Source organism: Marinomonas posidonica (assembly GCF_043643765.1).
GTDB lineage: Bacteria > Pseudomonadota > Gammaproteobacteria > Pseudomonadales > Marinomonadaceae > Marinomonas > Marinomonas posidonica_A.
This window is the reverse complement of the sequence record NZ_JBHZSP010000017.1, coordinates 19173-45625: the sequence shown is the minus strand read 5'-3', so window position 1 is coordinate 45625 and position 26453 is coordinate 19173. Positions and strand designations below refer to the sequence as shown.

Sequence of the window (26453 nt, the reverse complement as noted above, 5' to 3'; positions counted from 1 at the left end):
TACGGTGGTCAGGGAACAATGACCTAGCGAGCTAGAACTTTGCTATCGTCTTTCAAACTAGCTGGTGGCCAGTTTTCTAGACGCATTCCCAAAGACAAACCACGCTGTGCTAAAACATCTTTGATTTCAGTTAACGACTTCTTACCTAGGTTAGGCGTCTTAAGAAGCTCAACCTCAGTACGTTGAATCAAATCACCGATGTAATAAATGTTCTCTGCTTTTAAACAGTTAGCACTGCGAACGGTCAATTCAAGATCATCAACCGGGCGTAGCAAAATTGGATCAATCTCATCCTCTTCTTCTTCAACTGGTGCTTCGCTTTCGCTTTCAAGCGCAACGAATACCGCAATTTGTTGTTGAAGAATAGTCGCTGCACGACGAATCGCTTCTTCAGGATCGATCGTACCGTTGGATTCGATGTCTAGCACCAATTTATCCAAGTCTGTACGTTGCTCTACACGAGCATTATCGACACTGTAAGCCACACGACGAACAGGGCTGAATGAGGCATCCAGTTGCAAGCGACCAATTGGACGAGTCTCATCGTCGCCAGCAACACGAGCATCAGCAGGCTCATAACCACGGCCACGAGCGACTTTGATCTGCATAGTTAACTCTGCAGTATCATCCAAGTGCGCAATAACGTGATCCGGGTTAGCGATCTCTGCGTCAGCAACTAACTGGATGTCCCCAGCCGTTACGACACCAGGACCTTTTTTACTTAGAGTAAGAGTTGCTTCATCTTGCCCGTGTAGAGCGATCGCAACTCCTTTCAGGTTAAGAAGAATTTCAATTACATCTTCTTTAACCCCTTCGATTGCACTGTATTCGTGTAATACACCGTCGATTTCGACTTCAACAATCGCACAACCTGGCATAGAAGATAAAAGAATGCGACGCAACGCATTACCCAAAGTATGACCAAAACCACGTTCTAGCGGTTGTAGTGTAACTTTAGCGCGCGTTTTGCCTAATTCCTGAACTTCAATGTTGCGTGGGGTTAACAATTCGCTCACTGAACGCTGCATAGATCCACCTATTTCTTAATCCCAATCACCGACTTACTTAGAGTAAAGTTCGACGATCAGGTTCTCATTAATTTCAGCTGATAAATCGGCACGTTCTGGAGCAGCTTTGAAAGTTGCTTCCAATTTAGTTGCATCAACTTCGATCCAATGGATCGGCGCGCGATTTTTAGATAGCTCTAGTGCGCTTTGTACACGCAATTGCTTCTTAGCTTTTTCACGGATAGACACAACATCACCAGCTTTCACTTGGTAAGATGGAATGTTAACCGTTGCACCGTTTACTAGAATGCCTTTATGACCTACTAGCTGACGAGCTTCCGCACGTGTAGAACCAAAACCTGCGCGGTAAACAACGTTATCTAAACGTGATTCCAAAAGTTGCAAAAGGTTTTCGCCAGTTGCGCCTTTTAGACGAGCTGCAGATTTGTAGTAGTTACGGAATTGTTTTTCAAGAACACCGTACATACGACGTACTTTTTGTTTCTCACGTAATTGCAAGCCGTAATCAGAAAGACGTCCGCGACGTGCACCGTGCACACCAGGAACTGTTTCTGCTTTACATTTAGACTCAAGAGCGCGTGAACCGCTCTTCAATTGCAAGTCGGTACCTTCACGACGAGACAACTTACAAGTTGGACCTATATAACGAGCCATATGTCTGTCTCCTCAATTAAACGCGACGTTTCTTAGGTGGACGGCAACCGTTGTGCGGGATTGGCGTCACATCTGTGATGTTATTGATACGCAAGCCCAATGCATTCAATGCACGAACTGCGGACTCACGACCAGGACCAGGGCCCTTGATCATTACGTCTACGTTTTTAAGGCCGAATTCTTGTGCGACAGCACCGGCACGTTCCGCTGCTACTTGAGCTGCGAATGGTGTACTTTTTCGAGAACCGCGAAAACCAGAACCACCGGCAGTCGCCCAAGACAATGCATTGCCTTGACGGTCGGTGATAGTCACGATCGTGTTGTTAAATGACGCGTGTACATGAGCAACACCGTCGACAACCGTCTTTTTGACTTTTTTCTTGGTATTGCGCGTAGCTGGCTTAGCCATATTGCACTTTCCTATTTAATGCTCAGCTCTAGCGATTTTTTCAGCTAGAGCGAAACGCGTTTATATTACTTACGAATAGGCTTACGAGGGCCTTTTCGTGTACGAGCGTTCGTTTTGGTACGTTGACCACGAACTGGTAGGTTGCGGCGATGACGAATCCCGCGATTACAACCTAGGTCCATCAAACGTTTGATAGACATACTGACTTCACGACGTAAGTCACCCTCTACAGTATACTTAGCAACTTCGCCACGAAGTTCATCAAGGATATCATCACTTAATGAACCAATTTTCGCAGTTTCCGCAACACCTGTAGCGGCGCAAATAGCGCGCGAACGTGTGCGACCAATTCCGAAGATGTAAGTCAGAGAAATGACCGCATGTTTATTGTCAGGAATATTGACACCGGCTATACGAGCCATTCACTTTACTCCGTTGTTATTGATGATTAATTCATCACTTTACTTTCATGAGGGCGGCTGATTATGCCTACATTTGTAGGATAAATCAACCACCCATTCCCATCGTCGAGAAATCTCGTTATTAGCCTTGACGCTGCTTGTGACGAGGCTCAACACAAATCACTCGAACTGAACCGTTACGACGAACGATTTTGCAGTTACGACAGATTTTCTTTACAGATGCACGTACTTTCATGTTCAACTCCAACCTACGCTTAACGCATTAGGCCATTTGGACCATAACCAGTCAGATTAGACTTCTTCATTAATGATTCGTATTGCTGACTCATCAAATGACTTTGTACTTGCGACATAAAGTCCATAACAACCACCACTACGATTAACATAGAGGTGCCGCCAAAGTAGAACGGAACGTTCCACGCAACAACAAAGAATTGAGGCATCAGAGACACTAGCGTGATGTATAAAGCACCAAACAGTGTCAAACGAGTCATTACTCCATCAATATATCGAGCAGTATGATCGCCTGGACGAATACCCGGTAAAAAAGCACCGGATTTTTTCAAGTTATCTGCCACATCTTTAGGGTTGAACACTAGGGCTGTATAGAAAAAGCAAAAGAAAACAATTGCGATCGCAAACAACAGCACATAGAGCGGTTGCCCAGGAGCCAGTGCCAAAGAAATATTTTGCAACCATTCCATGCCTTCACCTTGACCGAACCATTGGCCGATCGAAGCTGGGAACAACAGAATACTGGAAGCAAAGATTGGCGGGATAACACCAGCCATATTTACTTTAAGAGGCAAATGACTCTTTTGTGCAGCAAACACCTTTTTGCCTTGCTGACGCTTAGCATAGTTAACCGTAATACGACGCTGACCACGTTCGATGAAAACAACGAATGCAATAGTCGCAATAGCTAAGATACCAATTAGCAACAAAGCCAATATATTAATATCGCCTTGACGAGCCGACTCAAATGAGCGACCTAGAGCAGAAGGCAGACCAGCAACGATACCAGCAAAGATCAGAATGGAAATACCATTACCAATGCCTTTTTCAGTAACTTGCTCACCTAACCACATTAAGAAAACTGTACCAGCGACCAAGGTCACAACAGCAACCGCATAGAATTCCATGCCAGTACTGAATGAGATGCCTTGACTCGCTAAGCCAACCGCCATAGAGGCTGATTGGACCAAAGCAAGTAATACGGTACCGTAACGGGTGTACTGGGTAATCTTACGACGACCCGCTTCACCTTCTTTCTTTAATTGCTCTAGCTGCGGACTCACGACCGTCAATAACTGCATAATAATTGAGGCAGAAATATAAGGCAGGATCCCAAGCGCGAAAATACTCATACGCTCAAGAGCGCCACCTGAGAATACGTTAAATAAACTCAGTATTGTGCCTTCATTTTGATCAAACAGTGCTGACAATCTATCTGGGTTAATACCCGGAACCGGAATGTGTGCACCAATTCGATATACAATAATTGCCAAGAACACAAAGCGGATGCGAGCCCAAAGCTCGCTCAATCCATTTTGCATACCGGCAGGTAGTGAGCCACGCTTTGCCATTTATTCCTCGACTTTTCCGCCAGCTGCTTCGATAGCGGCACGAGCACCTTTAGTCACTTTAAGACCACGTACGGTAATCGCTTTGTCGATAGAACCAGACAAGATTACACGAGCAGTTTTAATCTGATGACCTAGAATGTCGGCGCTTTTCAGAGCAGCCAAATCTACAACTTCAGCATTTACAGCAGCAAGCTCGTTTAAACGAACCTCAGCAACATACTTTGCCTGACGCGAAGTGAAACCAAATTTTGGCAGACGCTTCTGCAAAGGCATTTGACCGCCTTCAAAACCAGGTTTTACTGAGCCACCGGAGCGAGACTTAAGACCTTTATGGCCACGTCCACCCGTTTTGCCCAAGCCGCTACCAATGCCGCGACCTACACGTTTAGGAGCATGCTTGCTACCTTCGCCAGGACGAAGTGTATTTAAGAACATGTTACTCTCCTACCACTTTAACCATGTAATAAACTTTATTAACCATGCCACGTACAGATGGAGTATCTTCCAACTCACGTGTTTGGCCAACTTTACGCAAACCCAAGCCTTTAACTGTTTCACGGTGCTTTGGAAGACGACCGATCGGGCTACGGGTTAGTTGAACTGTGATGGTTTTATTCGCCATGACACATTACCCCAAAATTTGATCGACAGACTTGCCGCGTTTAGCCGCAATTTGCTCAGGCGCTTTCATGTCCTGCAGACCTTTAATCGTAGCGCGAACTACGTTTACTGGGTTTGTAGAACCGTAACATTTCGCCAATACGTTGTGTACGCCAGCAATTTCAAGAACCGCACGCATAGCACCACCGGCGATGATACCTGTACCTTGAGAAGCAGGTTGCATGTATACATTTGAAGAACCATGCGTTGCTTTCACAGGATACTGAAGAGTATCGCCATTTAATTTAACAGAAACCATGTTGCGGCGAGCCTGCTCCATTGCTTTCTGAATAGCTTGAGGCACTTCGCGCGCTTTACCGCGACCGAAGCCAACCTTGCCATTTCCATCACCAACGACTGTCAAAGCTGTGAAAGAGAAGATACGACCACCCTTTACAACTTTAGCAACGCGGTTTACTTGAACTAGCTTCTCTTGGAGGTCGCTAGTTTGTTGATCATTAACTGCCATTTGCTACCCCTTAGAACTCTAGACCGGCTTCACGTGCAGCATCAGCAAGAGCTTGAACGCGGCCATGGTATTTGAAGCCAGAACGGTCAAATGCGACCGAAGTGACGCCTGCTTCTTTAGCGCGAGTAGCAATCAAAGTACCAACTTGTGTAGCTGCTTCTTTGTTACCAGTCGCTGTAGCACGTAGAGTTTCTTCCACTGTAGAAGCGCTTGCTAGCACTTTAGTTCCACAAGGAGAAATTACTTGAGCATACATATGGCGTGGTGTGCGATGTACAGTAAGACGATTCGCACCTAATTCACGAATATGCAAACGCGCACGACGTGCACGACGAATTCGAGATTGTTTTTTAGTGTTCATGAATGCCTACCTACTTCTTCTTAGCTTCTTTACGACGAATAATTTCGTCAGCATAGCGAACACCTTTACCTTTATAAGGCTCAGGCGGACGGAAACCGCGAACTTCTGCAGCTACCTGACCAACGGCTTGTTTATCAATACCTTTGATCACGATTTCTGTTTGCGAAGCACATTCAGCTGTTACGCCTTCAGGTAGTTCATAATCTACTGGGTGAGAAAAACCCAAAGACAGGTTAAGTACTTTACCTTTTAGGGCAGCACGGTAACCAACACCTTGAAGAATCAATCGTTTCTCGAAACCTTGGCTTACACCAACAACCATGTTGTTAACCAGAGCACGAGTCGTACCAGCTAGGGCACGGCTTTGTTTAGCACCATCGCGTGCAGCGAAAGTGATAACGTTATCTTCTTTAGACACTTGTACGCTTGTGTGAACGTTAAACTCTAGAGAACCTTTACCGCCTTTTACAACAACGTTTTGGCCATTTAGAGTCAAATCTACACCACTAGGAAGCGTCACCGGACTATTAGCAACTCGAGACATACTAACTCCTAGAATACTGTGCAGATTACTTCGCCGCCGATACCAGCAGCACGGGCTGCACGATCTGTCATCACACCTTTAGAAGTAGAGATGATCGCAACACCAAGACCAGCTTCTACCTTAGGTAGGTTGCTAGTAGCTTTGTATTGACGCAAGCTTGGACGAGAAGCGCGTTTAATTTGTTCGATAACTGGCTTACCTTCGTAGTATTTCAACTCGATTGTAAGCGTTGGCTTAACTGCCTCATCTACTGAGAAGTTACCAACGTAACCTTCTTCGCGTAGAACTGCAGCAATTGATGCCTTCATTTTTGATGAAGGCATGCTCACAGATGTTTTTGAAGCCATCTGTGCATTACGAATACGTGTAAACATATCCGCAAGGGTATCTTGCATACTCATTTAAGAGCTCCTAATTAAAAAAACCATTGTGCAGCAAATAGAGCTCGCGCATAGTACACAGCAGCGAGCGGAATGTCCAGCTTTTAGACACCCCACTCACTGCCATGTATTATGATCGTGCTCTACTTGCTTACCAACTAGCTTTCTTCAAGCCTGGTACGTCGCCACGCATCGCTGCTTCACGCAACTTGATACGAGACAAACCGAAACGACGGTAAACACCGTGTGGACGGCCTGTTACTTGGCAACGATTACGCTGGCGAGAAGAAGATGAATCGCGTGGAAGCGCTTGCAATTTAAGCGTTGCTTCCCACTTTTCATCGTCCGATGCATTAACGTCGCTAATGATCGCCTTTAGAGCAGCACGCTTTTCAGCGTACTTAGCTACTAATTTGGTGCGTTTTGCTTCGCGCTGAACCATTGAAACTTTTGCCATGATTCCTACCTCTTATTTCTTGAAAGGGAAATTAAAGGCGGCTAACAAAGCACGACCTTCTTCGTCGGTACGAGCCGTTGTTGTGATAGTGATATCTAAACCACGCACACGATCAACTTTATCGTAATCGATCTCAGGGAAGATGATCTGCTCTTTAACACCCATGCTATAGTTACCACGACCGTCGAAAGACTTAGGGTTAAGTCCACGGAAGTCACGGATACGTGGGATAGCAACATCAACCAAACGGTCGAAGAAATCCCACATACGCTCACCACGTAGTGTCACTTTACAACCGATCGGGTAACCGTCACGGATTTTAAAGCCTGCTACTGATTTACGCGCCTTAGTCACTACAACTTTTTGGCCGCTAAGTGCTTGAAGATCATTTACCGCATGCTCAAGAAGTTTCTTGTCTGCGATAGCTTCACCAACACCCATATTTAAAGTGATTTTAGTGATTTTAGGCACTTCCATCACGTTACCGTAACTAAACTCTTCAGTTAGTTTTGCTACGACCTGATCTTTATAAACTTGCTTAAGTCTCGCCATGGCTATAATTCTCGCTCTTAGGCGTCGATCGCTTCACTGTTTGATTTAAAGATACGTACCTTAGTACCGTCTTCATTCAATTTAAAGCCGACGCGATCCGCTTTACCTGTAGCATTGTTAAAAATGGCTACGTTAGAAACCTGGATAGGTGCTTCTTTTTCAACGATGCCGCCAGTTGAACCCTTCATAGGGTTTGGTTTTTCGTGTTTCTTGACCATGTTAATGCCAGAAACAAGAACTCGGCTCTCGTCTAATACCTTAACAACTGTACCGCGCTTACCTTTGTCTTTACCGGCAATTACGATTACTTCGTCGTCACGTTTGATCTTACGCATAAATGTCCCCTCCCTCTTACAGCACTTCAGGTGCAAGAGAAACAATTTTCATGAATTGCTCAGTACGCAACTCACGTGTTACAGGGCCAAAGATACGAGTACCAATAGGCTGCCCAGACGCATTCAGTAGAACCGCAGAGTTTACATCAAAACGGATTACAGAACCATCAGGACGACGAACACCTTTCTTAGTTCTAACGACAACAGCGTTTAGAACCTGCCCTTTTTTAACACGACCGCGAGGGATCGCTTCTTTCACTGTGACCTTAATAATGTCACCGATAGCAGCATAACGACGATGTGAGCCACCCAGTACTTTAATACACTGAACACGCTTAGCGCCGCTGTTATCTGCTACATCAAGCATCGATTCCGTTTGAATCATTACTGCTCTCCAATCAAATTAGATAACAAGTCTCACGATGGAAGGAGCAGCTTAAACAGCTGCTGCTTTCTCAACAACCTGAACCAGATTCCAAGTCTTAGACTTAGAGTAAGGGCGTGTTTCTACGACCTTAACGGTATCACCGATCTGACACTCATTGTTTTCATCGTGAGCGTGTAATTTTGTTGAACGACGTACAAACTTACCGTATAGAGGGTGTTTTTCTGTACGCTCAACAAGTACTGTAATGGTTTTATCCATCTTATCGCTTACTACTTTACCAGTAGCTGTACGCGCTTTTGTTTCTGCCATCTTAGTTACCTGCCTTATCATTTAGCACGGTTTTCACACGTGCGATATTGCGGCGAACTTGCGAGAGCAAATGAGTTTGCGCTAACTGACCAGTGGCTTTCTGCATGCGCAGATTAAATTGCTCACGTAGTAGTTCGATCAAGGTCGCTTGTAGCTCAGCTACAGACTTTTCTTGCAGTTCTTTTGCTTTCATCTACATCACCGTACGCGTTACGAAAGTTGTGGACAGAGGAAGCTTAGCCGCGGCCAATGCAAATGCTTCGCGAGCCAACTGCTCAGAAACACCCTCAACTTCATAAAGCATCTTGCCAGGTTGAATTTGAGCAACCCAGTATTCTACGCTACCCTTACCTTTACCCTGACGAACCTCAAGAGGTTTCTGAGTAATCGGCTTATCAGGGAACACACGAATCCAAATCTTACCACCACGTTTGATGTGACGAGTCATTGCACGACGCGCCGCTTCAATTTGACGAGCAGTAATACGACCACGCTCGGTCGATTTCAATCCGAATTCACCAAAGCTAACCTGGTTGCCGCGAAGAGCAAGACCGCGGTTACGACCTTTTTGCATCTTACGGAACTTAGTACGTTTCGGCTGTAACATGACTTACCCCCTACTTAGACTTCTTCTTTTGTGCGCCTTTATCAGCACGCACTTGCTCAATACCGCCCAAGATTTCGCCTTTGAAGATCCACACTTTGACACCGATGATGCCGTAAGTTGTGCTTGCTTCATAAGTAGCGTAGTCAATGTCTGCGCGTAGAGTGTGAAGAGGTACACGACCTTCACGGTACCACTCAGCACGTGCGATTTCAGCACCGCCTAGACGACCACTCACCTGAACCTTGATACCTTTCGCGCCGGCACGCATAGCGTTTTGTACTGCACGCTTCATTGCACGACGGAACATAACACGACGCTCTAGTTGGCTTGCAATGTTTGCAGCAACCAATTTCGCGTCCATTTCAGGCTTACGAATTTCTTCGATGTTGATGTGAACAGGAACGCCCATCATCTCAGAAACTGCATTACGTAGTTTCTCAACATCTTCACCTTTCTTACCAATCACAATGCCCGGACGAGCTGTGTGAATCGTAATACGAGCTGTTTGAGCAGGACGCTGAATCTCAATACGAGAAACAGAAGCCTGAACCAATTTTTTCTCCAAGTACTCACGTACCTGAAGATCATTTAATAGCAGCTTAGAGTAGTTTTGATTGTTCGCATACCAAGTAGAAGTATGATCTTTAACTATCCCTAGGCGTATACCAGTTGGATGAACCTTCTGACCCATTGGGTTTCTCCTAATTAGTCAGCGACTTTAACTGTAATATGGCAACCGCGTTTTAAAATACGGTCAGCACGGCCTTTGGCACGTGGCATAATACGTTTCAGAGTCATAGCCTCGTCAACATACGCCGTAGATACACGCAAGTCATCGATATCAGCACCTTCGTTATGCTCTGCATTCGCAATAGCAGACTCAAGTACTTTCTTGACAATTACTGCCGCCTTCTTAGGACTGAACGTTAAGATGTTCAGTGCTTCGCTAACAGATTTGCCGCGGATTTGATCTATAACCAAACGGGCCTTCTGCGCAGAGAGGCGAGCACCCTTTAATGAAGCGCTTACTTCACTCATGTTAATACCCCTTATTACCGTTTGGCTTTCTTGTCCGCAGCATGACCACGATATGTACGGGTCGGAGCGAACTCACCCAATTTATGACCGACCATGTCTTCAGTTACTAGAACTGGAACATGTTGGCGACCATTATGGACAGCGATAGTCAACCCTACAAAATCAGGGAAGATAGTAGAACGGCGTGACCAAGTCTTAATTGGACGGCGTTCTTTTTTCTCTACCGCAGCCTCTACCTTTTTCAACAAATGAAGGTCGATAAAAGGACCTTTTTTTAGTGAACGTGGCACAGTCTATTCCTCTTATTACTTAGTACGACGACGTACAATAAGTTTATCAGTACGCTTGTTACTGCGTGTTTTGTAGCCTTTAGTTGGCACACCCCAAGGCGTAACTGGGTGACGACCACCTTTACTACGACCTTCACCACCACCATGTGGGTGATCAACTGGGTTCATCGCCGCACCGCGAACGGTAGGACGAATACCACGCCAACGCGTAGCACCAGCTTTACCAAGAACTCGCAAGCTATGCTCAGAGTTTGATACTTCACCCAAAGTAGCGCGACACTCAGTTAGGATCTTACGCATCTCACCTGAACGTAGGCGAAGAGTAACGTAACGACCTTCACGAGCGACTAGTTGAGCAGAGGCACCAGCTGAACGTGCAATTTGTGCACCTTTGCCTGGCTTAAGCTCAACACAGTGAACTGTGCTACCTACAGGAATATTTTGCAGTGGCAAAGTATTACCTGCTTTGATTGGCGCGTCAGCACCACTAAAGACAACATTGCCTGCCGCCATACCTTTGGAAGCGATAATGTAACGACGCTCACCATCAGCATATTTAATCAATGCAATATTTGCAGAACGGTTTGGATCATATTCCAAACGCTCAACTACCGCTGGAATTCCATCTTTGTTACGACGGAAGTCAACCATACGGTAATGCTGCTTATGACCACCACCTACGTGACGCGTAGTGATGCGTCCGTTATTGTTACGTCCACCAGATTTGCTTTTCTTATCAAGCAAAGGTGCATATGGTGCGCCTTTGTGCAAATCGTTGTTAGTAACTTTAACAACGTGACGACGGCCTGCAGACGTTGGCTTACTTTTTACAACAGCCATTGACCTATCTCCCCTTATTCAGCGACCATGAAATCAATGTCTTGACCTTCAGCCAAACGAACGTACGCTTTTTTCACGTCGCTACGCTTGCCAAGACCACGAACTGTACGCTTAGTTTTACCTTTATGGTTCAACGTGCGAACAGACTCAACTTTGACTTCAAATAGTGCTTCGATAGCTTGTTTGATTTCAGGTTTTGTTGCATCACCAGCTACACGAAAAACGTACTGACCATTACCTTCGGCAACGATAGTCGCTTTTTCAGAGATGTGTGGACCCAACAGAACTTTATAAATACGTTCGCCGATCATGCTAGTGTCTCCTCAACTTGTTTCAGAGCACCAACTGTCACCAACACTTTGTCGTAAGCAATCAAGCTAACAGGATCGATAGACGCTGCATCACGTACATCCACGTTAGGGATATTACGAGCTGCTAAAAACAGATTGTCGTCCAATTCGTGAGAAACAACCAAAACGTTTTCAACATTCAATTCTGCCATTTTTGCCGTGAAGAGCTTAGTTTTTGGAGCTTCCAATTTAAGTTCTTCAACTACAACAAGACGGTCTTGACGTACTAGTTCAGACCAGATGGTGCGCATTGCTGCACGGTACATCTTCTTGTTCACTTTCTGAGAGTGATCTTGTGGCTTAGCTGCAAACGTTACACCACCAGAGCGCCATAGAGGGCTACGGATAGTACCTGCACGCGCGCGACCAGAACCTTTCTGTTTCCAAGGTTTGCGTCCGCCACCGGCTACTTCAGAGCGTGTTTTCTGAGCACGAGAACCCTGACGAGCACCAGCCAAGTAAGATGTTACTACTTGGTGAACTAGCGCTTCGTTGTATTCACGAGCAAAGGCTACATCAGAAACTTCTACCGTTCCCTCTGCGCCTGTAAGATTCAAGTTCATTGTCTACCCCTCTTAGCGAGCTTTAACAGCTGATTGAAGAATAACATCACCGTTTACTGCACCAGGAACCGCACCTTTCACAAGGATAAGGTTACGTTCAGTATCAACACGAACCACTTCTAGTGATTGAGTTGTTACTTGAGCAGCGCCCATGTGGCCAGCCATTTTTTTGCCTTTCCAAACACGACCAGGTGTTTGACATTGGCCAATGGAACCAGGAGCACGGTGAGACAATGAGTTACCATGTGTTGCGTCTTGCGTACGGAAATTATGACGCTTAACGGCACCTTGAAACCCTTTACCCTTTGATTGACCAGTTACATCAACCATTTGGATAGATTCGAAATCAGCAACAGTTAGCTCATCACCAACATTGATTTCTTTTTCATCACCAGACAGGCGGAACTCCCACAAACCACGACCCGCTTCAACGTTCGCTTTTGCATAGTGTCCAGCAGCAGCTTTGTTTACACGGTTTGAACGGCGAGAGCCAACAGTAACCTGAACAGCTTGATAGCCATCAGTTTCTGCAGTTTTCACCTGAGTAACGCGGTTCGGTTCAACCTCGATGACGGTTACTGGCACGGATACACCGTCTTCATTGAAGATACGTGTCATTCCGGCTTTACGTCCGACTAATTGAATAGTCATTTTCTACCTCATTTGCCAGTTGTGTATGGGGCTATCACCCGCTACGGCTGACCATTCCAGATCATTCCACTAATGTGCATAAGCCGACTGATAACCAGCCGGTTCTCGCACCCCAAACTTTGAGCTATTAACCCAAAGAAATTTGTACTTCCACGCCTGCCGCAAGGTCTAGCTTCATTAGAGCATCAACAGTTTTTTCTGTTGGCTCAACGATGTCTAGAACGCGTTTATGTGTACGGATTTCATATTGATCACGCGCATCTTTGTTTACGTGTGGAGAAATCAATACTGTATAACGCTCTTTGCGAGTAGGAAGTGGAATCGGTCCACGCACTTGCGCACCTGTACGTTTCGCTGTGTCCACAATTTCTTGTGTTGAAGCATCAATCAGACGGTGATCAAACGCTTTCAGACGAATACGGATTTTTTGGCTTTGCATTTCCAACTCCAAATACAATGTTGTCATGACTTAACTGTACATTTATTAAGCCACAATCCTTTTTTAAGGACGGCGAATATTAGCCACTCCAAAACTGGTTGTCAAGTAACCAATTTCAAAGTAGTTAAATTAACCGCAAAATAAAAAGGCTGCCTGAAACAGACAGCCTTTTTCAAAAAGTAAGATTTAAAAATCGATTACTTGATGATTTTAGCTACAACGCCCGCACCAACTGTACGACCACCTTCACGGATCGCGAAACGTAGACCTTCGTCCATCGCGATTGGGTGAATTAGTTCAACAGTCATTTGGATGTTGTCACCAGGCATAACCATCTCAACACCTTCAGGTAGTGAACAAGCACCAGTTACGTCAGTTGTACGGAAGTAGAACTGTGGACGGTAACCTTTGAAGAAAGGAGTGTGACGACCACCTTCATCTTTACCTAGTACGTATACTTCGGCTTCGAATTCAGTGTGAGGTGTGATAGAGCCAGGCTTAGCCAATACTTGACCACGCTGAACGTCTTCACGCTTAGTACCACGTAGCAAGATACCACAGTTCTCACCAGCACGACCTTCGTCAAGAAGTTTACGGAACATCTCAACACCAGTACAAGTTGTTTTAGTAGTATCAACGATACCAACGATTTCAACTTCTTCTTGCACCTTGATGATACCGCGCTCAACACGACCAGTTACAACCGTACCACGACCTTGGATAGAGAATACGTCCTCGATAGGCATGATGAATGCACCGTCGATTGCACGCTCTGGCTCAGGAATGTACTCGTCTAGAGTTTCAACAAGCTTCTTAACCGCTGTTGTACCCATTTCGTTGTCGTCTTGACCGTTCAATGCCATCAAAGCAGAACCTGGGATGATTGGTGTATCATCACCCGGGAAGTCGTACTCAGATAGAAGGTCACGCAATTCCATCTCAACCAACTCTAGCATTTCAGCGTATTCTTCAGAATCCGCACCGCCACAGTCTTCAGCAAGAAGGTCAGCTTTGTTTAGGAAAACAACGATGTATGGTACACCTACCTGACGAGAAAGAAGGATGTGCTCACGAGTCTGAGGCATAGGACCGTCAGTCGCACCACATACTAGGATAGCGCCGTCCATTTGAGCCGCACCAGTGATCATGTTTTTAACATAATCCGCGTGTCCTGGGCAGTCTACGTGTGCGTAGTGACGAACGGTAGAATCATACTCAACGTGAGAAGTTGAGATAGTGATACCACGCTCACGCTCTTCAGGAGCGTTATCGATACCGTCGAAAGCAACGGCTTCACCGCCAAATACTTCTGCACATACGCGAGTCAGTGCTGCAGTTAGAGTTGTTTTACCGTGGTCAACGTGACCGATAGTACCAACGTTTACGTGTGGTTTATTACGTTCGAACTTTTCTTTTGCCATGATACATACACCTTAAGTATTAGTAAGTATGATGATTAATCTTCATTTTTGATGATCGCGTCTGCCACACTAGCTGGTGCTTCAGCGTATTTCTCAAACTCCATTGCATAACTTGCACGCCCTTGCGACAAGCTACGCACGTCAGTTGCATATCCGAACATCTCCCCGAGAGGAACTTCAGCACGAATAATCTTCCCTGACGGGGAATCGTCCATCCCCTGAACAATACCACGACGACGATTCAGGTCACCCATCACATCACCCATGTACTCTTCAGGAGTTACAACTTCCACTTTCATCACAGGCTCAAGAACGCAAGGGTCAGCATCTGCCGCACCTTTTCTCAAGCCTTGAGAAGCTGCAATTTTAAAGGCCATTTCATTAGAGTCAACATCATGGTATGAACCATCGAACAATACCACCTTCATACCCAACAAAGGGTAACCAGCGATAACACCGTTCTTCATTTGCTCTGAAACACCCTTTTCTACTGCAGGGATGTATTCTTTAGGAATAACACCACCAACAATCTCGTTGACGAACTCAAGCCCATCTTTATCCGATGGAATTAATTTCATCACGACGTGACCGTATTGACCACGACCACCAGATTGACGCACAAATTTGTGGTTAATCACCACTTCTTTGCGAATTTTTTCACGGTAAGACACTTGTGGCTTACCGATATTTGCATCCACCTTAAACTCACGCTTCATACGATCCACGAGAATATCAAGGTGCAGCTCGCCCATTCCGGAAATAATGGTTTGCCCTGTCTCTTCATGCGTTTCCACACGAAAAGAGGGGTCTTCTTGAGCTAATTTCCCTAGCGCCACAGCCATCTTTTCTTGGTCGGCTTGAGACTTAGGCTCAACCGCAACGGAAATAACCGGCTCTGGAAACTCCATCCGCTCTAGAACAACAACATCATTCATATCGCAAAGCGTATCACCCGTTGTCACGTATTTCATACCGACCGCAGCCGCTATGTCACCCGCCAACACCTCTTTGATCTCTTCGCGATTATTAGCATGCATCTGCACCATTCGACCAACACGCTCACGCTTCTGTTTAACAGAATTATAGACGGCATCACCCGATTTTAATGTACCCGAATACACACGAATAAAAGTTAATGTCCCAACAAATGGGTCTGTCGCTATTTTAAAAGCCAATGCCGAAAACGGTGCATCATCATTTGCTTCACGAGCAACGACTGTCTCACCATCTTCAAGCGTACCTTCAATCGCCTTTACTTCCAGCGGTGAAGGCATGTATTCAACAACGGCATCAAGTACCGCCTGAACACCTTTATTTTTAAAAGCAGAACCACACGTCACTAACACCACTTCATTATTTAGGGTGCGCGCTCGCAAACCTGCTTTTACATCCTCAACGGACAAATCCCCTTCTTCAAGGTATTTATCCATCAATTCTTCATTCGCCTCTGCTGCGGCTTCCAACATCTGCTCACGCCATTCTGTGGCGACATCAACAAGATCGGCAGGAATGTCTTCCAAACGGTAAGTCATCCCTTGATCTTCTTCATTCCACATGATGGCTTTCATCAGCACCAAATCCACCACGCCTTTGAAATCTTCTTCAGCGCCGATGTTAATTTGGATTGGAACAGCATTAGCCCCCAAACGAGACTTTAATTGCTCAACAACAGAAAAATAATCAGCCCCCGTACGGTCCATCTTGTTGACGAACACCATACGCGGCACTTCATATTTATTTGCCTGACGCCAAACTGTCTCAGTTTGAGGCTGAACGCCAGAAGAACCACAAAGCACAACGACCGCACCATCTAACACACGCAATGAACGCTCTACTTCAATCGTAAAGTCTACGTGCCCAGGCGTATCAATAATATTGATACGGTGCTGATCAAACTGCTGACTCATCCCACTCCAGAAGCAAGTTGTTGCTGCGGAAGTAATCGTAATACCGCGCTCTTGCTCTTGCTCCATCCAATCCATCGTTGCTGCACCATCGTGCACTTCACCGATTTTATGAGACAGACCCGTATAGAAAAGAACGCGTTCAGTCGTCGTCGTTTTACCTGCATCAACGTGCGCACAGATACCGATATTTCGGTAGCGGTTGATCGGGGTTTTACGTGCCACTGTGTATACTTCTCCGGACGATTAGAAACGGTAGTGAGAGAATGCTTTGTTCGCTTCTGCCATACGGTGAACGTCTTCACGTTTCTTAACAGCAGAACCTTTATTCTCAGCAGCATCTAGGATCTCGCCTGCTAGACGTAGAGCCATTGATTTTTCACCGCGCTTACGAGAAGACTCAACCAACCAACGCATAGACAATGCTGCACGACGAGCTGGACGAACTTCTACAGGTACTTGGTAGGTAGCACCACCAACACGGCGAGATTTAACCTCAACCATTGGCTGGATAGACTCTAACGCTTTTTCGAAGATAGCCATTGGCTCTTCAGTTTTAGCGCGCTCTGCTACAGTATTTAGGGCACTGTATACAATGTGCTCTGCAACAGATTTCTTGCCACTAACCATGACGTGGTTAATGAATTTTGCAAGTAACTGACTTCCATGCTTAGGATCTGGAAGTACTTCACGCTTAGCGACGACGCGTCTTCTAGGCATTTTTATATCCTCTTCAGGTTAGCCCGAGACAATAGGATTACTGCTCGGCCTTACTGTATTAAAAAATTGTGTCTAAACGATGAACTAAGTAATGAAACTTACTTAGGACGTTTAGTACCGTACTTAGAACGGCCTTGCTTACGATTTTGTACGCCTGAAGTATCCAAGCTACCACGAACTGTGTGATAACGAACACCTGGAAGGTCTTTTACACGACCGCCACGAATCAGCACGACGCTGTGTTCTTGCAGGTTGTGACCTTCACCACCGATGTAGGAAGTTACTTCGAAGCCGTTGGTCAAACGAACACGACATACTTTACGCAAAGCTGAGTTAGGCTTTTTAGGCGTAGTAGTATATACGCGTGTGCAGACACCGCGGCGTTGCGGACAAGCTTGTAACGCAGGAACGTCACTCTTTGCCACTTTACGTTTACGTGGTTTACGAACCAACTGGTTAACGGTTGCCATTAGACAAGCTCCAAAAATCCAATTCTTATGACGGAAATCGCCAAAATTAAGGAGGCGCAAGTTTAATTTGCGCCTATAAAACAGTCAATAGGGAGGCGACTAAAAAATCACCTCCCTATCGATTTAAAGCAAAGAATTAGTCTTTTAGTGCGGCACTTAATGCTTCTTCCACATCAGATGCACTTACTGTAGGACTTCCTTCATTTGCCATTTGCGCAGAATCTTTCTTCTTCTTACGCTCACTGTGGTAAGCCAAACCTGTACCCGCTGGGATCAGACGACCTACTACAACGTTTTCTTTCAAGCCACGCAAGTGGTCTTTCTTACCTGTTACCGCACCTTCGGTCAAGACACGAGTTGTCTCTTGGAAAGAGGCCGCAGAGATGAAGGACTCAGTTGCCAAAGAAGCTTTCGTGATACCTAGAAGCACACGCTCAAACTTAGCAGGGAATTTGCCTTCTGCTTCCGCTTTCTCGTTTGCATCTAGCAGTTGAGTCAACTCAACTTGGTCACCTTGGATCAGATCTGTATCACCAGACTCACCCACTTCTACTTTACGTAGCATTTGACGAACGATAACTTCAATGTGCTTATCGTTAATCACAACACCCTGTAAACGATATACTTCTTGCACTTCGTTAGTGATGTAGTCAGCCAGAGCCTCTACACCTTGAAGACGCAAGATATCGTGTGGGCTTAGAGGACCGTCGGCGATGATCTCACCTTTAGCCACTTCCTCACCATCGAAGATGTTGATTTGACGCCATTTCGGGATCAAAGTCTCGATTGGATCACTGCCATCTTGTGGTGTGATAACCAAACGAATCTTGCCCTTAGTTTCTTTACCGAAGCTCACCACACCAGTCGCTTCTGCCATCACAGCAGGGTCTTTAGGACGACGCGCTTCAAATAGATCAGCCACTCGTGGCAGACCACCGGTGATATCCTTGTTACCTTGCGATTCTTGCGGAATACGCGCCAGAACTTCACCAGACTTAACCGTTGCACCGTGATCCAAGCTCAATAACGCTTTTTCAGGCAACATGTACTGCACTGGAGAGTCGGTACCAGGGATGTGCACTGGGTTACCATCCGCATCAACAACAGAAATCATAGGACGAAGATCTTTACCTGCCGAAGGACGGTCTTTCACTTCCATGACTTCAATGGTAGTCAAGCCTGTCATTTCATCAGATTGGCGACGAATGGTAACATTCTCTTCCATTCCGCTGAATTCCAGGCGACCTTTCATCTCTGAAACGATTGGGTGAGTGTGTGGATCCCAGTTCGCAACGATCTGGCCAGCTTCAACAGCATCACCTTCACGCACGCTCAACACTGCACCATAAGGCAGTTTGTAACGCTCTTTCTCACGACCTGCTTCATCAGCAATCGCCAATTCAGAAGAACGAGATGCTACAACCAAATGACCCGTATCACGCTCGATACTCTTCATTTTGTGGAAACGAACGGTACCAGCACTCTTCACCTGCACACTATCAACGGCAGACGCTCGAGACGCCGCACCACCAATGTGGAAGGTACGCATGGTTAACTGTGTACCAGGCTCACCAATCGATTGTGCTGCAACAACACCGATTGCCTCACCAATGTTTACTTGATGTCCACGAGCCAAATCACGACCATAACACTTCGCACACACACCATGGCGGGTATCACAAGTGATAACAGAACGGATAAGCATCTCATCAACACCCGCAGCCTCGATATCGCGCACATCGTGCTCATCAATCAAAGTACCAGCAGCAAGCACTAGGTTACCTTTAGAATCATTTACATCTTGTGCAACCACACGACCAAGAACACGCTGACCTAGAGGGACAACAACATCGCCACCCTCGATCATTGCATTCACGACGATACCATTGGTTGATCCACAATCGACTTCCGTGATAACCAAATCCTGCGCAACATCAACAAGACGACGAGTTAGGTAACCCGAGTTAGCTGTTTTCAATGCGGTATCGGCTAGACCCTTACGAGCACCGTGAGTAGAGGTAAAGTACTGAAGTACAGATAGCCCCTCACGGAAGTTCGCTGTAATAGGTGTCTCGATGATGGAACCATCTGGTTTCGCCATCAGACCACGCATACCACCTAGCTGACGCATCTGAGCTACACTACCACGGGCGCCGGAGTCGGCCATCATGTAGACAGAGTTGAAAGATTGTTGCTCAACCTCTTCACCGTCTTTATTGATGGTGGTCTCTTTTGCCAAATTATCCATCATGGCTTCAGTCACGGTTTCGTTAGTACGAGACCACAAGTCAATAACCTTGTTGTATTTCTCGCCCTGCGTTACCAAACCATCAGCGTACTGATATTCAATTTCTTTAACTTCTTCTTCCGCTTTCGCAATGATTTCTGCTTTTTCTGGCGGAATTACGAAGTCATCCACACCAACAGAGGAACCGGATGCTGTTGCATACGCGAAGCCTGTGTACATCAACTGATCAGCAAAGATACAGCTCTCTTTCAAGCCCACTTTACGGTAACACTCGTTGATCAGGTTAGAGATCGCCTTTTTCTTCATTGGTTGGTTAACCACTGAGAACGGTAGGCCATCTGGCACGATATCAAACAACAACGCACGACCAACAGTGGTATCTGCAATGAAAGTAGAAGCGACTTTCTCGCCTTCTAGCGTGGTATCAACTTGGTTAATACGTACTTTTACTTTGGCATGCAAATCAACTTGTTTCGCGCCGTATGCACGGTGTACTTCTTTGATGTCAGAAAACGCCATGCCTTCACCTTTGGCATTGATTTTCTCACGAGTCATGTAGTACAAACCCAATACCACGTCCTGAGAAGGCACGATAATCGGCTCACCGTTTGCTGGTGATAAAATATTGTTCGTTGACATCATCAAAGCACGTGCTTCAAGCTGCGCTTCAATCGTCAAAGGAACGTGAACCGCCATTTGGTCACCGTCAAAGTCAGCGTTGTACGCCGCACAAACTAACGGATGCAATTGGATCGCTTTACCTTCAATCAACATAGGCTCAAACGCCTGGATACCCAAACGGTGAAGTGTTGGTGCACGGTTAAGCATTACTGGGTGTTCGCGGATAACTTCATCAAGAATATCCCACACCTCAGGTGTTTCACGCTCTACCATTTTCTTCGCTGCTTTGATGGTTGTCGCCATACCGCGCAACTCAAGCTTAGAGAAGATAAATGGTTTGAATAGTTCCAATGCCATCTTCTTAGGAAGACCACACTGATGTAGACGCAAGGACGGACCTACTGTGATTACAGAACGACCAGAGTAGTCTACACGCTTACCAAGTAGGTTCTGACGGAAACGACCTTGCTTACCTTTGATCATGTCTGCCAAAGATTTCAATGGACGCTTGTTAGAGCCTGTGATGGCACGACCACGACGACCGTTATCAAGCAAAGCATCAACAGACTCTTGCAACATACGTTTTTCGTTACGTACGATGATGTCTGGAGCCGATAGCTCTAGTAGACGCTTCAAACGGTTGTTACGGTTGATGACTCGACGGTACAAATCGTTCAAGTCAGATGTCGCAAAACGACCACCTTCTAGTGGCACCAATGGGCGCAAATCTGGTGGTAGAACGGGCAATACATCAAGCACCATCCACTCTGGGTTGTTACCCGAATGATAGAAAGCTTCAACCAATTTCAGACGCTTAGACAGCTTCTTGATACGAGTTTCAGAATTTGTGCTATTTAACTCTTCACGCATTCTGTTGATTTCTTCTGGCATGTCCAAATCGCGTAGTAGCATCTGAACCGCTTCAGCACCCATACGGGCATCAAACTCGTCACCAAACTCTTCCAGTGCTTCAAAGTACTGTTCGTCGTTTAGCAATTGGCCTTTTTCAAGCGTTGTCATACCTGGATCAATCACGATGAAAGATTCAAAGTACAAAACACGCTCAATATCACGCAAGGTCATATCCATGATAAGACCAATACGAGATGGCAAAGATTTCAGGAACCAAATGTGAGCCACTGGCGATGCAAGCTCGATATGCCCCATGCGTTCACGACGCACTTTAGACAGAGCCACTTCAACGCCACACTTCTCACAAATAACACCACGGTGTTTCAAACGCTTGTATTTACCACACAAGCACTCATAGTCCTTAATAGGACCAAAGATTTTGGCACAGAACAAACCGTCACGCTCAGGCTTGAACGTACGGTAGTTGATGGTCTCAGGCTTTTTAACTTCACCGTAAGACCATGAACGAATCATATCTGGTGATGCCAAGCCAATGCGGATCGCATCAAACTCGTCAGATTGTCCTTGTGATTTTAGAAGACCTAATAAGTCTTTCATGGATATTCGCCCCACTCATAAGGCTGGGGAAGTGTCTTCCCCAGCAGGTCAAATGTGATTCGTGCTTATTCGTTTTCCAACTCAATGTCGATACCAAGAGAACGGATCTCTTTTACCAACACGTTGAAGGACTCAGGCATGCCTGGTTCCATGCGGTGGTCGCCGTCTACGATGTTCTTATACATCTTAGTACGACCATTCACATCATCCGACTTAACCGTCAACATTTCTTGTAGCGTGTATGCTGCACCGTATGCTTCTAGTGCCCATACCTCCATCTCACCGAAACGCTGACCACCGAATTGCGCTTTACCACCCAGCGGCTGCTGAGTAACCAAGCTGTAAGAACCAGTAGAACGTGCGTGCATCTTGTCATCAACCAAGTGGTTCAATTTCAACATGTACATGTAACCAACCGTTACCGGACGCTCGAAAGCATCACCAGTACGACCGTTGTACAGAGTTACCTGACCACTTTCGTTCAAGCCAGCTAGACGCAACATACGTTTAATTTCTGCCTCTTTCGCACCATCAAAGGCACCAGACGCCATTGGAACACCACCTTTAAGGTTGGCTGCCAAGGTTAGAATTTCTTCGTCTGTAAAGCTGTCCAGATCTTCCGTACGCGCACATTGCAGATCACCTTCATAGCCATTGTAGATTTCATTTAAGAATCCACGTAGCTCAGTCACTGCTTCTGCTTTTTCACGCTCTGCCGCAAGCATTTCGTTGATCTTACGACCTAAACCTTTCGACGCCGCACCTAAGTGAGTCTCAAGAACCTGACCAACGTTCATACGTGAAGGAACACCTAGCGGGTTCAACACGATGTCCACAGGATCACCATTCTCATCGTATGGCATGTCTTCTACCGGCATGATTTTAGAGATTACACCCTTGTTACCATGACGGCCGGCCATTTTATCACCAGGCTGAATACGACGCTTAATCGCCACGTAAACTTTTACGATCTTAAGAACGCCAGGTGCTAAATCATCACCTGTTTGTAATTTACGTTTCTTGTCTTCAAATTTCGCATCTAGTTCTTTACGACGCTCGATCAAAGCCGCTTGCGCTTTCTCAAGCTGCTCACTTGCTTCTTCGTTTGCCACACGAATTTTGAACCACTCAGGGTGATCAAGATTCGCTAGGTAATCTTCAGTGATCACCGCATTACGCGCTAACCCTGGACCACCTTCGGCTTGCTGACCCACTAGGGCTTCAGCCAAACGTTCGAAAGTCGCTTTTTCAACAATACGGAACTCTTCGTTCAAATCTTTACGCACTTGATCCAATTGAGATTTCTCAATGGACTTCGCACGCTCATCTTTCTCGATACCATCACGAGTGAAGACTTGTACGTCAATTACCGTACCGCGAGTACCTGTTTTAACTCGCTGAGACGTATCTTTAACGTCTGATGCTTTTTCGCCGAAGATGGCACGCAACAGCTTCTCTTCAGGCGTCAGTTGAGTTTCACCTTTAGGGGTTACTTTACCAACCAAAATATCACCAGGCTCTACTTCAGCACCGATGTAAACGATACCGGAGGAATCCAGTTTAGACAGCGCACCTTCACCAACGTTTGGAATATCAGCGGTAATCTCTTCAGGCCCAAGCTTAGTATCACGAGCCACACACGTTAGCTCTTGAATGTGGATAGAAGTGAAGCGATCCTCTTCTACAACACGCTCAGATACAAGGATGGAATCCTCGAAGTTAAAACCATTCCAAGGCATGAAAGCGATACGCATGTTTTGGCCAAGTGCTAAGTCACCCATATCAACAGAAGGACCGTCCGCCATGATATCGCCAGACGCTACCTTTTCACCTTTCATCACCAAAGTACGCTGGTTAATACAGGTATTTTGGTTAGAACGAACGTATTTCGTTAAGCTGTAGATATCAACACCGGCTTCACCTGCTATCGTTTCTTCCGAGTTCACTCGAACAACGATGCGGCTGGCATCAACCGATTCAATTTCACCACCACGACGAGCAACGATACAAACGCCAGAGTCTTTCGCGACGTTTTTCTCCATACCGGTACCAACCACTGGCTTATCAGCCTTAAGCGTTGGTACGGCCTGACGTTGCATGTTCGATCCCATCAAAGCACGGTTGGCATCATCGTGCTCAAGGAACGGAATCAAAGACGCCGCAACCGATACAACCTGACGAGGTGATACATCCATCAAGTTTACTTTTTCTTTTGGAATCAGAGTGGTTTCGTGCATGTGACGAACCTGCACCAACTCGTCAACCAAACGCCCTTCTTCATCTACGTTTGCAGACGCTTGGGCAATAACATATTTCGCTTCATCAATCGCCGAAACGTAAACTGTTTCATCAGTGATCTTGCCATCAATTACCTTACGATAAGGCGTCTCTAAGAAACCGTAGCTGTTTGTACGAGCATAGGTAGACAAAGAGTTGATCAAACCGATGTTTGGACCTTCCGGTGTTTCGATAGGACAAACGCGACCGTAGTGAGTAGCGTGTACGTCACGTACCTCAAAGCCAGCACGTTCACGAGTCAGACCACCGGGCCCTAATGCAGAAACACGACGCTTGTGCGTGACCTCTGACAACGGGTTGTTTTGGTCCATGAACTGTGACAATTGGCTAGAACCGAAGAACTCTTTGATAGCAGCCGCAACAGGCTTAGCATTCAACAAATCCTGTGGCATTAGGCCATCTGCTTCTGCCATAGACAGACGCTCTTTAACCGCACGTTCAACACGTACTAAGCCAACACGGAATTGGTTTTCAGCCATTTCACCAACAGAACGAACACGACGGTTACCAAGGTGGTCGATGTCATCTACCATGCCGTTACCGTTACGGATATCCAGCAAGGTTTTTAGTACAGCAACGATGTCTTCGTTATCCAGAACGCCAGAACCCGTATCTTCATCACGACCAAGACGACGGTTGAACTTCATACGACCAACAGATGACAAGTCGTAACGATCTTCAGAGAAGAACAAGCCTTGGAATAGACCTTCAGCAGACTCTTTGGTTGGTGGCTCGCCTGGACGCATCATGCGATAGATCTCAACCAACGCCTCTAACTGATTGCTGGTCGGATCAATGCGTAATGTATCGGAAATGAATGGACCATTATCCAAGTCATTTGTATACAGGGTTTCCACTTCAGTAATGCCTGAAGAAACCAAAGCTTCTAGAAGATCAACAGACAACTCAGTGTTGGCTTCTGCGATCAATTCACCCGTTGATGGATGAACTAGGTTCTTCGCCGTAACTTTACCAAGCATGTATTCTAGTGGCACAGAAAGACGATCCAAACCGGCCTTCTCAAGAATACGAATGTGCTTAGCTGTAATACGACGGCCCTCTTCAACAATGACTTCGCCATTGCCGTCAGCAATATCAAACAATGCGGTATCACCACGAAGGCGATTCGCAATCAACTCCATTTCAAAACCATCACGATTCAAATAGAAACGTGTTGTTTCAAAGAAAGTATCTAGAATTTGCTCAGTACCATAGCCCAACGCACGCAACAAGATAGTTGCAGGCAATTTACGACGACGGTCAATACGAACAAAGACACAATCTTTTGGATCAAACTCGAAATCCAACCATGAACCACGGTATGGAATTACGCGAGCTGAATGTAGCAATTTACCTGAAGAGTGTGTCTTACCACGATCGTGATCGAAGAACACACCAGGAGAACGATGCAATTGAGAAACAATTACACGCTCAGTTCCGTTGATAACAAAAGTACCATTGTCTGTCATGAGCGGAATTTCGCCCATGTAAACTTCTTGCTCGCGGATGTCTTTGATGGCCTTGTTAGAGGACTCTTTATCATAAATGATGAGTCGAACTCGAACACGCAAAGGTGCCGCGTAGGTAACACCACGCAACTGACACTCTTTAACATCAAATACTGGCTTGCCTAAACGGTAATCGACGTATTCTAGCGCCGCATTGCCGGAAAAACTGACCATTGGAAAGACAGATTTAAAGGCCCCATGCAGACCTAATTCCCCACGCTCTGCAATCGCTTTACCTTCTTGCAGAAAATTGCGATAGGATTCAAGCTGAATTGCCAGCAAGTATGGCACATCCAAAACGGGCGGCAGTTTACCGAAATCCTTACGGATACGTTTTTTCTCAGTGTATGAGTAAGCCATCAGCATTCCCCAGCTTGTGCACATTGACGCAAAAGGCCCAAATCAGGCCTTACCATTGAATGAGAGAAAACTCTCTCATTTTAAAAAATTCTTTTCGGTTT

The 26453-nt window shown here is 45.9% G+C and carries 33 protein-coding genes; all 33 read right to left on the bottom strand.

The genetic code is table 11. The features are described from left to right. Positions 1-23: 23 nt before the first annotated feature. The 33 genes from ACHUFM_RS16845 to rpoB all read right to left on the bottom strand — a co-directional run bounded on the left by ACHUFM_RS16845 (position 24) and on the right by rpoB (position 26352). Entirely contained in the window at positions 24-1028 is a 1005-nt protein-coding gene (locus ACHUFM_RS16845; RefSeq protein WP_013797819.1) for a DNA-directed RNA polymerase subunit alpha, read from the bottom strand. A gap of 33 nt (positions 1029-1061) precedes the next feature. Next, the gene (gene rpsD / locus ACHUFM_RS16840) at positions 1062-1682 is read right to left on the bottom strand and encodes a 30S ribosomal protein S4 (RefSeq protein WP_013797820.1); all 621 of its coding nucleotides are present in this window, start codon (positions 1680-1682) and stop codon (positions 1062-1064) included. Positions 1683-1698: 16 nt separating this feature from the next. Next, complete coding sequence (gene rpsK, locus ACHUFM_RS16835) at positions 1699-2091, bottom strand: 30S ribosomal protein S11 (protein ID WP_009836290.1); 393 nt, start codon at positions 2089-2091, stop codon at positions 1699-1701. Between the two features lie 65 nt (positions 2092-2156). Further along, positions 2157-2513 (bottom strand): 30S ribosomal protein S13, encoded by a 357-nt coding sequence (gene rpsM / locus ACHUFM_RS16830; RefSeq protein ID WP_394183685.1) that lies wholly within the window; start codon positions 2511-2513, stop codon positions 2157-2159. 121 nt (positions 2514-2634) lie between these two features. Next, positions 2635-2748, bottom strand: a complete 114-nt coding sequence (rpmJ, locus tag ACHUFM_RS16825; RefSeq protein WP_012071915.1) for a 50S ribosomal protein L36 — start codon at positions 2746-2748, stop codon at positions 2635-2637. A 19-nt stretch (positions 2749-2767) separates the two neighbouring features. After that, positions 2768-4099 (bottom strand): preprotein translocase subunit SecY, encoded by a 1332-nt coding sequence (gene secY / locus ACHUFM_RS16820; protein WP_013797822.1) that lies wholly within the window; start codon positions 4097-4099, stop codon positions 2768-2770. Continuing rightward, complete coding sequence (gene rplO, locus ACHUFM_RS16815; protein WP_063334244.1) at positions 4100-4534, bottom strand: 50S ribosomal protein L15; 435 nt, start codon at positions 4532-4534, stop codon at positions 4100-4102. It lies immediately after the preceding gene. Between the two features lies 1 nt (position 4535). Then, the gene (gene rpmD, locus ACHUFM_RS16810; protein WP_013797824.1) at positions 4536-4721 is read right to left on the bottom strand and encodes a 50S ribosomal protein L30; all 186 of its coding nucleotides are present in this window, start codon (positions 4719-4721) and stop codon (positions 4536-4538) included. A 6-nt stretch (positions 4722-4727) separates the two neighbouring features. Then, positions 4728-5228, bottom strand: a complete 501-nt coding sequence (rpsE, locus tag ACHUFM_RS16805) for a 30S ribosomal protein S5 (protein WP_113875588.1) — start codon at positions 5226-5228, stop codon at positions 4728-4730. A 10-nt stretch (positions 5229-5238) separates the two neighbouring features. Beyond that, positions 5239-5589 carry a 50S ribosomal protein L18 gene (rplR, locus tag ACHUFM_RS16800; protein ID WP_113875589.1) on the bottom strand — a complete coding sequence of 117 codons (351 nt, stop codon included), beginning with the start codon at positions 5587-5589 and terminating at the stop codon, positions 5239-5241. Between the two features lie 10 nt (positions 5590-5599). Beyond that, positions 5600-6133, bottom strand: coding sequence for a 50S ribosomal protein L6 (gene rplF / locus ACHUFM_RS16795; protein WP_113875590.1), 534 nt, complete (start codon positions 6131-6133; stop codon positions 5600-5602). 8 nt (positions 6134-6141) lie between these two features. Continuing rightward, positions 6142-6534: a 30S ribosomal protein S8 gene (gene rpsH, locus ACHUFM_RS16790; RefSeq protein WP_013797828.1), complete on the bottom strand. Its 393-nt coding sequence runs from the start codon at positions 6532-6534 to the stop codon at positions 6142-6144. Between the two features lie 130 nt (positions 6535-6664). Further along, positions 6665-6970 (bottom strand): 30S ribosomal protein S14, encoded by a 306-nt coding sequence (gene rpsN / locus ACHUFM_RS16785; RefSeq protein WP_013797829.1) that lies wholly within the window; start codon positions 6968-6970, stop codon positions 6665-6667. Positions 6971-6982: 12 nt separating this feature from the next. After that, positions 6983-7522 (bottom strand): 50S ribosomal protein L5, encoded by a 540-nt coding sequence (gene rplE, locus ACHUFM_RS16780; protein ID WP_013797830.1) that lies wholly within the window; start codon positions 7520-7522, stop codon positions 6983-6985. Positions 7523-7539: 17 nt separating this feature from the next. Further along, a complete protein-coding gene (rplX, locus tag ACHUFM_RS16775) occupies positions 7540-7857 on the bottom strand; it encodes a 50S ribosomal protein L24 (RefSeq protein WP_013797831.1) in 318 nt (105 codons plus the stop codon). A gap of 16 nt (positions 7858-7873) precedes the next feature. Then, positions 7874-8242, bottom strand: coding sequence for a 50S ribosomal protein L14 (rplN, locus tag ACHUFM_RS16770; RefSeq protein WP_113875592.1), 369 nt, complete (start codon positions 8240-8242; stop codon positions 7874-7876). 51 nt (positions 8243-8293) lie between these two features. Continuing rightward, entirely contained in the window at positions 8294-8554 is a 261-nt protein-coding gene (gene rpsQ / locus ACHUFM_RS16765; RefSeq protein WP_013797833.1) for a 30S ribosomal protein S17, read from the bottom strand. 1 nt (position 8555) lies between these two features. Continuing rightward, entirely contained in the window at positions 8556-8747 is a 192-nt protein-coding gene (gene rpmC / locus ACHUFM_RS16760) for a 50S ribosomal protein L29 (protein ID WP_013797834.1), read from the bottom strand. Further along, positions 8748-9161, bottom strand: coding sequence for a 50S ribosomal protein L16 (gene rplP, locus ACHUFM_RS16755; protein ID WP_013797835.1), 414 nt, complete (start codon positions 9159-9161; stop codon positions 8748-8750). It abuts the gene before it with no gap. Positions 9162-9171: 10 nt separating this feature from the next. After that, positions 9172-9852 (bottom strand): 30S ribosomal protein S3, encoded by a 681-nt coding sequence (gene rpsC / locus ACHUFM_RS16750; RefSeq protein ID WP_013797836.1) that lies wholly within the window; start codon positions 9850-9852, stop codon positions 9172-9174. Between the two features lie 14 nt (positions 9853-9866). After that, the gene (rplV, locus tag ACHUFM_RS16745) at positions 9867-10199 is read right to left on the bottom strand and encodes a 50S ribosomal protein L22 (RefSeq protein ID WP_063334248.1); all 333 of its coding nucleotides are present in this window, start codon (positions 10197-10199) and stop codon (positions 9867-9869) included. Positions 10200-10213: 14 nt separating this feature from the next. Continuing rightward, positions 10214-10489, bottom strand: coding sequence for a 30S ribosomal protein S19 (gene rpsS / locus ACHUFM_RS16740; protein WP_013797838.1), 276 nt, complete (start codon positions 10487-10489; stop codon positions 10214-10216). Positions 10490-10504: 15 nt separating this feature from the next. Next, positions 10505-11329, bottom strand: a complete 825-nt coding sequence (rplB, locus tag ACHUFM_RS16735) for a 50S ribosomal protein L2 (protein ID WP_063334249.1) — start codon at positions 11327-11329, stop codon at positions 10505-10507. Between the two features lie 14 nt (positions 11330-11343). Then, positions 11344-11640, bottom strand: coding sequence for a 50S ribosomal protein L23 (rplW, locus tag ACHUFM_RS16730; protein ID WP_013797840.1), 297 nt, complete (start codon positions 11638-11640; stop codon positions 11344-11346). Continuing rightward, entirely contained in the window at positions 11637-12242 is a 606-nt protein-coding gene (gene rplD / locus ACHUFM_RS16725; RefSeq protein WP_063334250.1) for a 50S ribosomal protein L4, read from the bottom strand. The genes rplW and rplD overlap by 4 nt, the downstream gene beginning before the upstream one ends. A gap of 12 nt (positions 12243-12254) precedes the next feature. After that, complete coding sequence (gene rplC / locus ACHUFM_RS16720; RefSeq protein ID WP_394183675.1) at positions 12255-12893, bottom strand: 50S ribosomal protein L3; 639 nt, start codon at positions 12891-12893, stop codon at positions 12255-12257. A gap of 127 nt (positions 12894-13020) precedes the next feature. After that, complete coding sequence (rpsJ, locus tag ACHUFM_RS16715) at positions 13021-13332, bottom strand: 30S ribosomal protein S10 (protein WP_012071937.1); 312 nt, start codon at positions 13330-13332, stop codon at positions 13021-13023. A gap of 197 nt (positions 13333-13529) precedes the next feature. Continuing rightward, positions 13530-14753, bottom strand: coding sequence for an elongation factor Tu (gene tuf, locus ACHUFM_RS16710; RefSeq protein WP_394183673.1), 1224 nt, complete (start codon positions 14751-14753; stop codon positions 13530-13532). Positions 14754-14788: 35 nt separating this feature from the next. Further along, entirely contained in the window at positions 14789-16882 is a 2094-nt protein-coding gene (gene fusA, locus ACHUFM_RS16705) for an elongation factor G (RefSeq protein WP_394183671.1), read from the bottom strand. A gap of 21 nt (positions 16883-16903) precedes the next feature. Continuing rightward, positions 16904-17377, bottom strand: coding sequence for a 30S ribosomal protein S7 (gene rpsG, locus ACHUFM_RS16700; RefSeq protein ID WP_013797845.1), 474 nt, complete (start codon positions 17375-17377; stop codon positions 16904-16906). 98 nt (positions 17378-17475) lie between these two features. Beyond that, complete coding sequence (gene rpsL / locus ACHUFM_RS16695; RefSeq protein WP_013659444.1) at positions 17476-17847, bottom strand: 30S ribosomal protein S12; 372 nt, start codon at positions 17845-17847, stop codon at positions 17476-17478. A gap of 136 nt (positions 17848-17983) precedes the next feature. Further along, positions 17984-22186 carry a DNA-directed RNA polymerase subunit beta' gene (rpoC, locus tag ACHUFM_RS16690; RefSeq protein WP_394183668.1) on the bottom strand — a complete coding sequence of 1401 codons (4203 nt, stop codon included), beginning with the start codon at positions 22184-22186 and terminating at the stop codon, positions 17984-17986. 65 nt (positions 22187-22251) lie between these two features. Then, the gene (gene rpoB / locus ACHUFM_RS16685) at positions 22252-26352 is read right to left on the bottom strand and encodes a DNA-directed RNA polymerase subunit beta (RefSeq protein WP_394183666.1); all 4101 of its coding nucleotides are present in this window, start codon (positions 26350-26352) and stop codon (positions 22252-22254) included. Positions 26353-26453: the final 101 nt, after the last annotated feature.